General features: G+C 69.1%; 11 protein-coding genes. 3 read left to right on the forward strand and 8 right to left on the reverse strand.

Going from position 1 to position 13,287, the window contains the following annotated elements; genetic code table 11:
* Positions 1–17: 17 nt before the first annotated feature.
* The 7 genes from SYV04_RS06160 to SYV04_RS06190 form a co-directional block, all read right to left on the reverse strand.
* On the reverse strand, positions 18–938 hold the full coding sequence (locus SYV04_RS06160; RefSeq protein WP_321544678.1) for a DUF2135 domain-containing protein: 921 nt from the start codon (positions 936–938) through the stop codon (positions 18–20).
* Positions 939–1,083: 145 nt separating this feature from the next.
* Positions 1,084–1,824: an immunity 52 family protein gene (locus SYV04_RS06165; RefSeq protein ID WP_321544679.1), complete on the reverse strand. Its 741-nt coding sequence runs from the start codon at positions 1,822–1,824 to the stop codon at positions 1,084–1,086.
* A gap of 13 nt (positions 1,825–1,837) precedes the next feature.
* Positions 1,838–3,304 carry a Tox-REase-5 domain-containing protein gene (locus SYV04_RS06170; RefSeq protein ID WP_321544680.1) on the reverse strand — a complete coding sequence of 489 codons (1,467 nt, stop codon included), beginning with the start codon at positions 3,302–3,304 and terminating at the stop codon, positions 1,838–1,840.
* A 293-nt stretch (positions 3,305–3,597) separates the two neighbouring features.
* Positions 3,598–5,898 (reverse strand): sensor histidine kinase, encoded by a 2,301-nt coding sequence (locus SYV04_RS06175; RefSeq protein ID WP_321544681.1) that lies wholly within the window; start codon positions 5,896–5,898, stop codon positions 3,598–3,600.
* A 135-nt stretch (positions 5,899–6,033) separates the two neighbouring features.
* Entirely contained in the window at positions 6,034–6,606 is a 573-nt protein-coding gene (locus SYV04_RS06180) for a hypothetical protein (protein WP_321544682.1), read from the reverse strand.
* 4 nt (positions 6,607–6,610) lie between these two features.
* Positions 6,611–7,231 (reverse strand): DUF2378 family protein, encoded by a 621-nt coding sequence (locus SYV04_RS06185; protein ID WP_321544683.1) that lies wholly within the window; start codon positions 7,229–7,231, stop codon positions 6,611–6,613.
* Positions 7,232–7,266: 35 nt separating this feature from the next.
* Positions 7,267–8,361, reverse strand: coding sequence for a 3-oxoacyl-ACP synthase III family protein (locus SYV04_RS06190; RefSeq protein WP_321544684.1), 1,095 nt, complete (start codon positions 8,359–8,361; stop codon positions 7,267–7,269).
* 418 nt (positions 8,362–8,779) lie between these two features.
* Between SYV04_RS06190 and SYV04_RS06195 the strand changes: the two genes are divergently transcribed.
* Positions 8,780–10,075 carry an MFS transporter gene (locus SYV04_RS06195; RefSeq protein WP_321544685.1) on the forward strand — a complete coding sequence of 432 codons (1,296 nt, stop codon included), beginning with the start codon at positions 8,780–8,782 and terminating at the stop codon, positions 10,073–10,075.
* Here SYV04_RS06195 and SYV04_RS06200 read toward each other — a convergent pair.
* Positions 10,020–11,558: a sensor histidine kinase gene (locus SYV04_RS06200; RefSeq protein ID WP_321544686.1), complete on the reverse strand. Its 1,539-nt coding sequence runs from the start codon at positions 11,556–11,558 to the stop codon at positions 10,020–10,022. The genes SYV04_RS06195 and SYV04_RS06200 overlap by 56 nt on opposite strands.
* 381 nt (positions 11,559–11,939) lie before the next feature.
* Here SYV04_RS06200 and SYV04_RS06205 point away from each other — a divergent pair, with 381 nt between their 5' ends.
* Entirely contained in the window at positions 11,940–12,713 is a 774-nt protein-coding gene (locus SYV04_RS06205; RefSeq protein ID WP_321544687.1) for an alpha/beta hydrolase, read from the forward strand.
* Between the two features lie 3 nt (positions 12,714–12,716).
* Complete coding sequence (locus tag SYV04_RS06210; protein WP_321544688.1) at positions 12,717–13,286, forward strand: DUF2378 family protein; 570 nt, start codon at positions 12,717–12,719, stop codon at positions 13,284–13,286.
* Position 13,287: the final 1 nt, after the last annotated feature.

The following is a 13,287-nucleotide window of genomic DNA, read 5'->3' on the forward strand; positions in this document are numbered from 1 at the left end:
GCGCGGCGGCGAGGCGGTCAGTACCCTTCTTCGCTCTCGCCCTCGTAGCCACCTTCGTCTCCGTAGCCGCCGGAGTTGCCGGCGGAGACTTCGCTGGCGACCGAGTCGAGGTTGGAGGGCCAGGAGGGGTGCTTGGGCGCGGGGTCCTGCGACGGCACGTACACCTCGGCCTGGTTGTCGCCGAGGATGTTCACCCAGGCGAGCACGCGCGTGGTACCCGGAGTGGCCAGGGGGATGCGCACCATGCGGCGCACCTCGCCAGGAGTGCCCTCGAAGAGGGCGACGTTGAGCGTGGCCACGGTGTGGGCCTTGTCGCCGCTGGGCCAGTAGTTGGTGGCGATCAGGTAGACGCCCTTGGGCGGGGCGCGGTGGATATAGAGGTAGGGGCCGTAGGCGGGCTGATCGAAGTCGCCGCCCTGCTCGTTGAGGAAGAAGGTGCCACCGCTGGGGCTGGCCGTGTCGGCCCAGTACACGTGCGCCATCTTCGCGCCGTCGATGGTGCCGCCGGCGTCGCTCTCGCTGGTGGGCTCGTAGATGTGGAGGTCCGTGTAGACGCCCTCGGTGTCGCTGGTGAGGATGGCCTTCATCGGCACGGGAGGAATCTGCGCGTACGTCGTCACCTGGGCGCGCGCGGTGCCGGCCTTGTTGGTGGCCATGACGGTGACGATGTTCTTGCCGCTGGCGGCGGGGAACTTGCGGCTGAAGCGCCCGTTGTGGGTGCGCATCAGGTAGCGGTCTCCGTTGATGGAGACGACGACGGGGTCGATGCTGGTGTCGCTGAGGGTGCCCTCCACGAGCATCATCCGATCCACGGTCCAGCCGCCGGTGGGGGCGGTGAGGGTGACCTTGGCCAGCTTCGTGCCCGAGCCGATGGGGACGCCCGTCTGGCGGGGGTTGCCACTCTGGGTGAGGAGAAGGGCCAGGAGTACAGGCAGCATCACGGGACTCCCCTGGAGGGGTTGGGACAGCGATGGATGTCGGCGGGACGACAGCGTGCGGCAGCAGGGCGCCTCATTTCAAGCCGCCTGCCGACCCGGACGTGGGGTGCAAAAGTGCCACACTTGTGGCATGGCCCGGAAAGCTTCAGGAGGGCAGGGGCTTCAGCAGTCCTGCCCTGTCCAGCAATTCATGCACGCGGCGGCCCAGGGCGATGTGCTCGGGGTTGGAGGCGGTGAAGCGCTCGGGGGTGAGGATGACGAGCATGCCGAGTTCACCCACCGGTTCAATTCGTACAGGGGCGGGAAGGGGCGGCACGGTGCCTCGGCGGTGCGCAAGGTACGTCACCCAGCCCACGTCCGAAGTTCGTTCATCGCCGCGGGGCACAAGCTCCATGAGCGCACGGTTGGTGTTGACCACGCCCCAGTCTGGGTCCCAGGCAATAACCATGGAGGTGAGCACCTGAATGAGCGTTGGGAGGCTCAGCATCCGCTCCACGGCCTCTCCCTGGCTGGGCAGCTCCACGATGCACGTGTTGCTGATCTCCTCTGAGAAGACGCCGCAGTTGATACTCAGCTTCGCCGCCTTGGCATCAGGCAGTTGGTTCCAGACGTCAAGGCTAAAGCCAAGAGCCTCGATCACCCGCTCGTGGAGATCCGTCCGATTCCTGCCGCGCAGGAACAACTCCTCCAGCGCTCCACGGTCATTTGTCCGCACCAGATGGCCCGGCGTGCCGCGCGGCACTCGGCCGCTGCGATACCACTGTCCGAGAGAGACATCACACCGCGCCAGCATGTGGAAGAAGAGCTCCGCGCGCCGGGAGCACTCTCCGACTTCTTCACGTCGAGCGCCCCAATAAGCCCCCAGGTAGTAGGTCTCTTCCAACATGGCGCTTCACTCCTCAGGGCACCGGCGGCGTGTAGAGAACCTCGATGCCTGAGATGCGCTCCCGCCTGAAATGGTACCGGAGGATATCGACCATCTCCTGCTCGGCAACATGCCACTCGACTGGCAGGCCACGTCTGGCTTCCGACTGCCTCTTGGCCTGGTTGAGCAACCCCTGGAACTCCCCTGAGTTCCTGTACCAATATTCGGGCTGCCCGCCCTTCTCGAATAACTTGAGGTAGCCAGGGGCCTTGGCTTCCTTCAGCACGCCCTGTCTGAAGCCGTCGTACTCCACACGCTCGATGTAATAGAGTTCATCCGCGGAGCGACCGGTGATCTGCTCCTGGTAGCGCCGAGCGCGCTCGGAGCCCGAGAACTTCTTGTGCTTCCACTCTCCAGGTCCGCCCGCCGCTGAGGATGCGCCACCCTTCTTCGGGGCTTTCTCAGACCCCATGAGGACATAGACAGCCCCTGCCCCCGTTCCGAGCACCGCTGCCGTACTCCCCCCAGGTACCGCTACCTGCTCGATCGTTAATACGCCTTCGGCGTTGAGTGCCAGCACGGGCAGCTTCGCCCCCGCGGTGCTGACCCTCGTCGAGGCGCCAGCCGCGCTCCCGTACAGCATGACCAGATGCGTCGACAGCCGTGCCGCCTCGCGAATCTGCTCCTGCAACGGCCGCGTTCCATACCGAGCGAAGTACTCAGGGGAAGAGAGGAGGAGGCCCGCCACGGCGGAGGGCAACTGGGCCAGTCCCTCCACGCCACGGATGGGGTCGGTCACCAAGCCCGCCAGCCCCACCACCATCTCCTCCAATGCATCCTCAGCCCCGTCCAGCGCGGCGTTGAACCAGTCGCGTTCCAGCGCCAACTCGCCCACTGCCGGCTGGGGCAAGAGTTGAAGCGCTTCATCCACCGCGTGGAAAACTCCGCCCCGATCCCGATAGAAGGCTCCCACCTCATAGGGGCCTGCCATCAGTCGACCCTCGCGCAGCACCAGTCGCCCCATGCCCTGTAAGGGCCGACCGCTCAACGTCCCTGTCAGGTAGCCATCCGGGCGCATCACCACCAGGAAGCGGAAGCGCTGGGTGCGCTGCACCAGCTCCTCGTAGGACACGTCCTCCCCTGTAGTGAGCACTTGGCGCAGCAACACGACCAGCGTGCGCCTGGGGCCAAAGTGCTTCACCGACGCTTGCGTGCGCGCCAGTGACTCCCACAGCGCTTGTGCGTCCTCAACCTCCAGTTCCTCTCCCGCCTCATGCCGAGCTCCCGCCTCCAGGCCCGCCGCCTCCTGCAGCACCTGAAACTCGTCCTTCTTCTCACCGAAGAGATCGAAGACAGTGCCGCCGCTTCCTGCCCTCGGCGCGTTATCAGGAGCACGGTCCTGTCGAAGTTCGCCCAGGCGGCCCCGCCGATAGGCTCCAGGCTCATGAACAGCATTGCCCGTGGCGCAGCCGACGAGCCCCATCAGCACCACCAGCGCCACCCACCCGCACCGGGGCCACCTCTCCTCATGGGGTGGGATCACCCATGACGGGCATTGCGTTGCCCGAGATCCGATCGTCGCCATCTGTCTCCTCCCCCACCGGAGTCTTCCACGAGCAGGACTCCGCCGTGGAGCCGCAAGCCTCCCTGGCCTTCATTCCACCCACGCCAACCAGCCGCTAAGCGGCGTGCGCCGAGCCGTGGTGCTCTCCATGGTCCAGGGGCTGCCGCTGCTGGGGCTCTGGCTCTTCTTTCGCGAGGGCTTCCGCACGCGCGCGTAGCACCTCCCACGTCTCAGGCCCGGGCGATCCGAGGGCTCTCCGCCTCCTCCACCGGTACGCTGAAGCGGAACGTCGTGCCCTCGCCCGGCGTGCTCTCCACCCAGAGCCGCCCGCCGTGCGCCTCGATGATCTGCCGGCTCAGGTGCAGCCCCAGCCCTACCACCCCTGAGTAGCCATCCGCCCCCGGCGGCAAGGGCTCGTAGAGCGGCTCGAAGACATGAGGCTGGCGCTCGAGCGGAATGCCCGGCCCGTGGTCCCGCACCGAGAGCACCGCCTCACCCCGCAGGCCATAAAGCCGCACCTCGATAGCCCCCTCGGGCGGCGAGTAGCGCAGGGCGTTCTCCAGCAGGTGCATCACCACCTCTCCCATGCGCTGGCGATCGGCGTTCAGCAGGCACGTGCCGCTCACCTCGAAGTCGATCGGATGCTCCGTGGTCCGCGAGAGGCTCTCGATGCGCTCCTCCACCAGCGTCCTCAGATCGAACCGCTCGCGCTCCAGCCTTGGCAGCCCGGGCGCCATCCACACCGCCGCCAGCAGATGCTCCACCAGCCGGCCGAGCCTCCGCGTGCTGCGCATGATGGCCGACAGCCCCTTCTGCTTCCGCAGCGAGCCCGGCTCCATCCGCTCGAGGATCTCCGCCCACGTGTGGATGGTCGTCACCGGCGTGCGCAGCTCGTGGGCCGCCGCCGACATGAACTCCTCGCGCAGCCGCAGCGCCTCGCGCACCTCCTGGAACAGGCGCGCCTTCTCGATGGCCACCGCGAACAACTGACCCACCGTGGCGTGGAACTCTCGCTCCCGAGCGGAGACGACACGCGGAGCGTACGTGAGGCACGTCATCACCCCCACCAGGTGCCCCCGCGAGTGCAGCGGCACCGACACCATGCCCCGGAAGCCCTCCTCCAGCGCCAGCGCCCGCGCCAACACCGGCGTGTCCTCCGACAGCACGTTCTCCACCACCTGGATGGCCTCGCGCCGCGCGGCCTGGGACGTGAGCAGCGGCTCGTCGAAGGAGAGCTGGTGCAGGCGCTCCCGAAGCCCCGGCATCAGCCCATGGGAGGCCGCCAGGGTGAGCTGTCGCTGCTCCGGCCGGGCCAGCCACAACCCCACCGCGTCCACCCCCAGCGCGTGGAGGCTCTGCTCGATGGCCACGTGGGCGATCCGATCCAGCTCCACCTCGCGGACCAGCGCCTGGCCGATGCGCGAGAGCGCCAACTCCCGCTCGAGCAGCCGCGCCACGTCCGCCTCCCTCCGGGCGATGCGCGCCGCCATCTCGTTGAAGGCTCCGCCCAGCTCCTCCAGCTCGTCTCCCGAGGAGATCCACACCCGCTGCTGCATCTCACCCCGTCCCAGCGCCTGCGCGACGGACTGGAGCTGCCGCACCGGGCGGGCATGCATGCGGGCCAGCACCGCCGACATCAGGGTGCTCAACAGCAGGATGCCGACGAACACGGTGAGCTGCGTGCGCAGCGAGCCGTAGAGCGGCGCCAGGGCGACCTCGCGCGGCGTCGTCACCCCCACCACCCACCCATACTTGGGGATGGGGACGAAGGCTCCCAGCGAGGCGTCCTTGCTCAGCGGGCTCACGAACTGGTCGAGCTGCACGGGTGTGCCGGCCAGCGCCGCCTGCAGCGGCTCGAACGGAAGGAAGGCTCCGCTCTGCGAGTAGGGCAGCTCGGGGTAGCCCGTGTGGAAGGCCAGCCGGCCCGAGGGGTCCGTCAGGAAGATCGCCTGCCCAGGCTGGAGCCAGGAGCCCAGGTAGCGCTGCTCCAGGAGCGCCGTTTGGAGCACCACGTTGACGACACCCACGGGCCGCTCCTCGGGGCCGCGAATGGGCACGGAGACGAGCACGGCGGTGCGAATGGGGCGCCGCAGCTCGATGACCTGGGAGATGACCGGCGTATTGGTGGCCATCACCTTCTGGAAGTACGGACGGTCGCCGATCCGCAAGCGCGGCTCCGGAGGCTCGCTCGGATCACCCCACCCCCGGTTGACACCCTCGGCGTCGTAGACCCCGATCGCGTCATAGCGGGGGTTGTGCTCCTTCAACCGCTGCAGGTGCGCGTCCAGCCGCCACGGGTCCAGGGTCTGGACCACGGGATCATTGGCCAGGGTCCATCCCAGATCGATCGCGGCATCGAAGGTCTCCGCCACCTGCGCGGAGACGGCCTGCGCCGTGAGGCTCTGCGCCTCGAGGATGGTGTGCTGCGTCCTTCGCACCCCCGACAGGAAGTCGAAGCCCAGCAGCGCCAGCACCGGCAAGAGCACGGCGAGGAACGCAAGCAGCAGCTTGAAATGGAAACGCAGACGCATGGCCGCCCAAGGGGGCGTGCGCCCCCACTTTCCCACTTTCAACCCGGGTGGGTTGCCCCCTCTGCCGCCCGCTCCTGCAAGGGCGAGCGTCGAGGCAAGCCCTCGACCGAGGAGCGGGTGGGCAGGCCAGCGCGGCTACTTCTTGGGCGCGGGCGGAGCGGGGTCCGCCTCGAAGGCGCGCAGCGTCCAGAAGGAGCCGGTGTGGTAGCCGGGCAGGTTCTGGGGGTTGAAGATGCTCGCGCTCGTCATGATGCCGCCCGCGTACTTCGCGGGGAACTCCGTCAGCTTCAGCACGCAGCTGGCGAGCACCACGCCCGCGCGCGGCACCGTGTTGCTCGACACCATGCACTTGCCCACCGCCGTGAAGCGGCCCTCGGGCAGCGTGAAGCGCGCGTAGAAGTCCACCAGCGAGCCCTCGGTGAAGGTGCGGTCGGTGATGCGCGCGCACGCCAGCCCCGTGCCCACCTTCTTCTCCCCCGCGAGCAGCACCTTGCCGTCCGCGCCGTGCTTCTCCGCCACCAGCACCTCGGCCGGCAGCCGCACGTTCACCTCGAACGGCGCCACCTTGCAGCCCTCGGGGTCCTCCGCCTTGGCGGACTCCTGGCTGCGGAACTGGAACACCACCTCCCCGGCCGAAGCGACACCGGGAAGCACGTGGACGAACGCAACGAGCACCACCGCCAGCCGCGACATGGATGAAGGCCTCACGCACCTACTCCCAGGAGAACTCATATTCGCTGTCGAGCAACCCGGTGGACTGACCCTGGACGTGGATCGTCTTGGCCCCCGCCGCCAGCAGCGTGCCGCGCAGCGTGCCCTCGTGGTAGGCGGGCGGCATGAAGTCGTGCTTGATGACCATGCGCCCCCGCTGCCCGTCGCACACCAGCGTCCGCTCGCCGTAGCTCACCGCGGCGCGGTAGCTCGAGGGCACCTGGGCGAGCACGCGCTTCACGCTGCCGCCCGCCAGCACCAGCACCGTCTTGCCCGCCATCGAGGTGAGGAAGTCGCGCGAGGACTGCTCCCCCACCCAGCGCAGCGTCGCCTCGCAACCTCCGAGCCGCGGCCCCACGTGCCGCACCGCCGTCAGGCACAGCTTCAGGAAGCTCGCCACCGGGTAGCGAAAGAAGTCCACGTGCTTGCGGCGCTCCCCGGTGGACTGGTGGCACAGCCGCGCCACCTCCTCCCCCGCCAACGAGCGCACCACCTCCAGCGCGCCGTTGAAGAACATGCCCCGCGCGGTGTCATCGGGCATGGCGAGCGCCATGTTCCGCTCGAGGTGCGCCTCGGTGTTGAGGCCCGCTCCCATCTCCGTGGCCTGACTCTGTACGTGCATGGCGGTCTTCCTCCTGCGGGAGAAAACGAGAGCTGCTACAGCCGAACCAACTGCGCGCCGTAATGGACGTTGGCGCCGACGGCGGCCACCATCACCAGGTCGCCGCTGCCCAGACGCACCCGGCCCGCCTCCAGGTCCTCGGCGAGCAGGATCAACATGCCCGCCGCGGAGGTGTTGCCGTAGTGGTGGACGTTCATCGCCACGCGCTCGGCCGGCAGGCCCACCTTCTGGACGAAGTGATCCATCAGCCGCTTGTTGGGCTGGTGGAAGTAATAGCGCTTCACCTCGGAGCGCAGCGCCGGGTGCTCGGCCAGCGCCCCCTCGATGCAGCGGCGCATGTAGATGGAGTAGCTCTCGGCCACCTTCAGCCCATCCACCACGAAGGCCATGTCCCCCGGGCGCGCGCGCCCCTGGTGCGCCAGCCGCATCATCCCGCCCCCGCGCCGCAGCACCAGCTCGCTGTGCGCGTTGCCGGACATGCTCCGGAGGATGCCCTGGCCCTCCTCGCCGTCGGCGCGCAGCACCACCGCGCCCGCCCCATCGCCGAACACGTACGCGGACAGGTACGCGTTGAGCGGCTTGCGGCCCGGCGCCGGCACCACCTCGCTGGTGTACACCTCGCGGTTGAGCTGCGGCGACAGCAGCGAGGAGGCCACCACCGCCACCGTCTTGAAGCGCCCGCTCTCCATCATCTTGCTGGCCATGTCGATGATGTACGGCGTGCCGCCGCACCCATCGTCCACCACCAGCGCGAAGGTGTCCGAGCGGCACCCCAGGCGCCGGTGCAGCAGCATGGCGTCGTGGTTGAAGTTCAGCTCGTCCGGCGTACACGTCACCACGAAGAGCGCGTCCAGCTCGCGCCCCTCCACCCCCGCCTGCGTCAGCGCCCGCCGCAGGGCGATTTCACACATGTCCGTGCTGGTGGCCGGGTACACCGGCAGGTCATCGTCCGGCGGCGGAATGGCATTACCCTGTGCGTCGATCTCCCACAGGTAGCGCCGCTCGAGGATGCCGGTCTTCTCCAGGATGTGTTCAGCAGTCCACCCCGGGAACGCCTTGGCGATGCGCTCATTGCTGATGGACCGGGATGGGACGAAGGCGCCAGCTCCTGCAAACCGGACAGTCGGCATAAGCATTTCTCGCTTGCTTGTAAGGTTTCTTACCGGCCGACAGTGAATATCAGCAGGGTTCATGCCAGGAGTAAGCGCGCGGAAAGATTGGGGCCTTCAGATGTAGGTCTTCAGCTCTGAAAGCTCTTCCAGGGCTGAATTTCCCGTTCCCACTGCTTTTCCCTGGTTTTTTTCTAATGCTTCACGGGCAAACGAAGGCGGGCCCGGACACGAAATGACCCTGGGGAAAACCCTTACGATCGCGAGCCACAGTGTGAAGCAGTCTGCACATGGGGGCTGACGTGACCTGTGGGGTCGAAAAAGACTTCAGGGGGATGCCTCTCAGCACACAAATTCTGGGGTCGCTTCCACCCCACCTTGGAGGGCGGCGCCGGCTTCGGTGAGGTAGAAGGGGCTCGGATCGAGGAGGAGGTGGCGGGTGTCCGGGCAGGAAGGAGCCGCGCGCGGCCTGAGCGCCCAGCGCGAATTGTGGGCGGACGCGAGCTGGCGCCGCTGGGTGCTGGCCGTCACATGTGCCCGACTGTGCGCGACGATGATGCCCTTCGCGCTGCTGCTCGCGGGAGAGGCCGCATTGGGCTCGTTCGCCGCAGGCGCGTGGATGACGAGCGTGTATTCGGTGGGGGCCGCCGTGGCCGCGCCCTTCCGCGGGCGGATGATGGACCGCCGCCGCCTGCCCGAGGCGATGCGCCTTCCCCTGCTGCTGCTGGCGGGGCTGTGCGCCGCGGTGGCGGTGGCCTGCGCCGTCCGCGCGCCGCTGCCGGTGCTGCTGGGGCTCTCGCTGCTGATGGGCGTCCTCCCCGCAGGCGTGTTTGGCGCCTACCGTGCGCTGCTGCCCTCTTTCCTCTCCCCCCAGAAGCTGGCGCCCGCCTTCGCCATCGACGCGGTGCTCATCGAGGTGACGTGGATCGCCGGCCCGCCGCTGGTGGGTGCGCTGGCGCTCGTCCATGTCAGCCTCACGCTGGGCATCATCAGCGCGGGCGCGGTGCTGGCCACCCTGGCCAGCCGCCTGCTGCCTCCGCGTGAGGCGCCTCCGGCCTCCTCCCCGCGCGCCGCGGGCCTGGCGTTGGGGCCCTTCGTGCACGGGCTGCCGCTGCTGGTGTACGTGGCGGTGGTGGGCGCCGGGGTGAGCTGGGGCGCGGTGGACTCGGCGCTGCCGCCCTTGCTGGTGCAGTTCGGCTCGCGCGCGGAGATGTGGGGAGCGCTGGCGGCGCTGCTGTCGGCCGCGAGCGCGGTGGGAGGGCTGGTCTCGGCGAGCGCGGCGCGGCCCGCCTCCACCTCGGCCGCCGTGTGGCGCTCGCTGCTCTTCCTGGGGCTGTGGGGCGCCCTCCTCCTGCCCCTGGGGCTCACGCGCGGGGTGGTGGGCGCTGGGGGGTGGCTGATCGCCGCCGGCTTCTTCCTCGCGCCGCTGGTGGGGCTGCTCACCTATCTCTTGCAGCAGGCGCTGCCGGCGGACCGCCAGGCCGAGGGCTTCTCGCTGTACGGCGCCTGCTGGTCGCTGGGCATCGGCGCGGGCAGCGCGCTCACCGCGGTGCTGCTCGAGCACGCCAGCGCCCGGGCGGCGCTCGCGCTCTCGGGCACGGTGCCCCTGGTGTTGGCGCTGGTCCTGGCGCTCCGGGTGCGCCCCTGGTTGCGGGCCGCGGCCAGCGCCCCGTCGCCGCTCAACGACGCGCGGGCCCGCGCGCCCGGGGCGGATGCCGGGGCAAGCGCACCGTGAACGTCGTCCCGTTCGCCTCGGTGGAGTACACGGAGATGCGCCCCCCGTGGGCGTCGACGATGTGCTTGACGATGAAGAGCCCCAGGCCGATGGAGTGGCTGCTGCCGCCGCCCCCTCGCGCCTCGCCGCGTTTGAGCGGCTGAAAGAGCCGGGGCAGCATCTCCGTCGGAATGGGCGCACCCAGGTTGTGTACGGACAGCGTCACCGCGTCCTTGCGGCCCTGCGTGCGGATGCGCACCGCGCAGTGCTGCGGCCCATACGTGAGCGCGTTGTTCACCAGGTTGGTGATGAGCTGCGCCAGCCGGTCCGCGTCCCACTCGCCCTGTGCGTCGCCGCTCTGCTCCAGCACGAGCTGGCGCTGCGGATGCGCCTGCTGCACCTCTTCCACCACCTGGCGGGTGAGCTCGTGCAGGTCCAACGACCGGGGCTTCACCGGAATGCCCCCACCCAGCCGCGCCTGGGTGAAGTCCAGCAGGTCGCGCAGCATCCGCGTGGCGCGCTCGGCGCTGGAGAGGATGCGGCGCACGGAGCGGCGCGGCGCCTCGTTCAGCTCGCCCTGCTTGAGCAGCAGCGCGGCGGCCATGCTGATGGCGTTGAGGGGGTTGCGAAGGTCATGGCTGACGATGCCGATGAGCAGCTGCTCGAAGTCGGCGCGCCGCCGCTCCTCCTGCTCGGCCACCCGGCGCTGGGTGATGTCCTCCAGGGCCCCCACCATGCGGTAGGCCCGACCGTTCGCGCCCCGCACCGCGTAGCCCTTGTCGCTGACGATGATGTACGAGCCGTCCCAGCGCCGGAAGCGGTACTCGTCCACCCAGTGGGCCTCGCCCTCGTCGATGAAGCGGAGCAGGCCGCTCAGCACGCGCTCGCGGTCCTCGGGGTGGACGCGCTCGACCCACCACTCCAGGGCGGGATCCACCTCTTCCTGCTCCATGCCCAGGATGCGGTGGATGTTCTCGCTCCAATGCACCTCGTTGGTGGCGATGTTCCAGTCCCAGAGGGCATCGCTGGTGGCCAGGGTGGCCAGGCGGTAGCGCGTCTCGGACTCGCGCAGCTCCTCCTCGGCCCGCCGCCGCTCGGAGATGTCCAGCGCCATGCCCGCGACGGACACCACCTCGCCGTCCGGCCCACGCTCGGGGATGAAGCGCGTGTCGAACCACACGCCCCGGTACTCCAGCTCCATCGCGACCGACTCGCCCTGGAGGGCCCGCCGAATCGCCCCCAGCAGCTCCGCGTGCCCCGCGCACAGCTCATAGATTGACGCGCCCACCACCTCTCCCGGCTGTACTCCGAGCGCCTGGAGCCCCCGTCCCTCGGACAACGTCACCACGCCTTGGACGTCATAGGACCAGAGGACGATGGGCAGGGACGCGAGCACCAGATGGATGCAGTCTCGCGCCCGCGGCCCATGAGAGAGCTCCGTCGCCTCCGCGCGGCCCTCTCGCCGGCCTTCGGAGGCCTCGCTCACTGGGACCCACGGGTTCATGAGGGCAGCCCTCCCTGCCGGAAGTCCCCATCGCCTCCCAGAGTCGAGCCTGCCGAGGTGCTTTCGCCTGGCAGGATGGCTGTCTTGGGTGGATCTCGCGCCACCTGTCCTCCTGCTTCCACCATGCGTCGTCAGCGAATGTGGGCATGGCGAGCCCAAAGGGCGAGGCACCCATCGGCACGATGCGCCGCCCGCGGAGGTGAACAGTGCAGCGGGGACAAGCCTGGGCGGCTCCCCGGACACACGCCGGGTGGACGCATGAAATCCATCAAATGGGAAACCGCGCGCGCTTTCCCCGGTTGGCCCCTGGTGCGGAGCCATCTATGGTGCGGCCTCCACCGCCGCGGCCTGGCATCTGCCCGGCTGGCCGGTGTCCGCAACATGGGCCACGTGCACATCATCCGCGACTTTCCCTCGCCCCAAGAGGGCTTCAACCGAACCCTTCGCATCTACACCCCGGACGGCTACGACGCGCAGAGTGAGCACCGCTACCCGGTGCTCTACATGCACGATGGGCAGAACGTGTTCGCCCACCCAGAGTCGGCGCTGTACGACACGTGGTGTACCAACCGGGTCCTCGAGGGCATGGTGTCCGAGGGCCGGCTGGAGCCGTGGATCATCGTCGCGGTGGACTCGGGGCCCGGCAGGCTCCGCGAGTACTCGCCGTGGGAGGGGCCGCACGGCCACCAGGAGGGACAGGGCGCACGGTACGCGCGCTTCGTGGTGGAGGAGCTCAAGCCCTACGTGGACCGCACCTACCGCACGCGCTCGGGCGCGGAGTGGACGGGGACGATGGGCTCGTCGCTGGGCGGCCTCATCTCCCTGTACCTGGGGTGGAAGTACCCGGAGGTGTTCGGGCGCATCGGCGCGCTGTCGCCCACGGTGATGTGGCATCAGCACAAGCTCTTCGGAGAGTGGACGGCGCATACCCAGCGCTGGAGCCGCATCTACCTGGATGCGGGCAGCACCGAGCACATCGACGCCGGCGACGTGCCGCTCAACTACGGGGAGGCCACCCGCGAGTTCTACGGGCACCTCAAGCGCCTGGGCTACCACGACCACGAGGTGATTCTGGTGCTGGAGCCGGGAGGGCAACACCATGAGCGGGACTGGCAGCGACGGCTGCCGTTCGCGATGCGCTGGCTGTTGGGGTAGCGCGTGAAGGCGCGTCCTCTGGTGAAGCTCGAGGACCGCCTCATCTACACCGAGGTGGTGGAGGGGCTGGTGCGGCACGGGCTGGGAGGCCAGGTGTCGCCCCGGCTGCGCGAGCGGCTGCGGCACCTGGGGCTGGACGTGGACCGGCCGCCGCCCGCGTTCCCGGTGCTGGCGTGGCAGAAGTGCCTGCACGTCATCGTCGAGGAGACGTTCCCGGGAATGCCGCGGGAGGAGGGCTTCCGCCGGCTGGCCCATCGGCACGTGCAGGGCTACGGGCAGACGTTGATCGGCAAGGCCACGCTGCGGGTGCTGCGGCTGCTCGGGCCACGGCGCATGGTGCTGCGGCTACCGAAGGTGCTGTCCTCCACGGACAACTACACGGAGGGCTCGGCGGAAGAGCGCGGGCCGATGGAGTACACGGTGAGCATCAACTCGAAGCAGCCCCTGGGGTACGTCGAGGGCCTGTTCGAGAGCGTGCTGCTCGCCTGCGGCGCGGCGCGGCCCCGGGTGACGCTGCTGGAGGGCAGCGAGGAGCACAGCACGTTCCTGCTCACCTGGAGCGAGGCGCCCTGAG

It is taken from the genome of Hyalangium ruber (genome assembly GCF_034259325.1).
GTDB classification, from domain to species: domain Bacteria; phylum Myxococcota; class Myxococcia; order Myxococcales; family Myxococcaceae; genus Hyalangium_A; species Hyalangium_A rubrum.